The organism is Paracholeplasma manati (genome assembly GCF_025742995.1).
GTDB lineage: Bacteria > Bacillota_I > Bacilli_A > Acholeplasmatales > UBA5453 > Paracholeplasma > Paracholeplasma manati.
Window position 1 is genome coordinate 1 of sequence record NZ_JAOVQM010000024.1, and the last position, 438, is coordinate 438.

1 protein-coding gene is annotated in these 438 nt (G+C 31.3%); it reads left to right on the forward strand.

Annotated features, from left to right (window positions below; genetic code table 11):
- Positions 1 to 69: 69 nt before the first annotated feature.
- Positions 70 to 438 (forward strand): helix-turn-helix domain-containing protein (locus tag N7548_RS08830; RefSeq protein WP_263609108.1); only part of this gene is annotated, 369 nt, incomplete at its 3' end.

The following is a 438-nucleotide window of genomic DNA, read 5'->3' on the forward strand; positions in this document are numbered from 1 at the left end:
CCATAAATAATGTTATAATATAGTTGAATAATCACTATACATAAATACTATGAAATGGGGAAATATCGGATGAACAAAGCCTTTAAGTTTAGAATCTATCCAACTCAAACTCAACAGACTTTGATTCGTATGACCTTAGGCCATAATCGCTTTCTCTGGAATAAGATGTTAGAAGATAAGCAGAAACAGTATGAACTTGATAAAACCATGTTATACAACCGTCCGGCACAATATAAAGATACTTATCCATTTCTAAAAGACATCGACTCTTTATCTCTAGCCAATACGCAACTCAATCTAGAAAAAGCTTATAAACAATTCTTCAATCATAAACAAGATTTTCCCAAATTTCATTCTAAGAAACAAGACTATGGCTATACAACCAACCTTGTTAACAATAACATCGTTCTATTAAAGGGTTATATCAAACTACCTAAA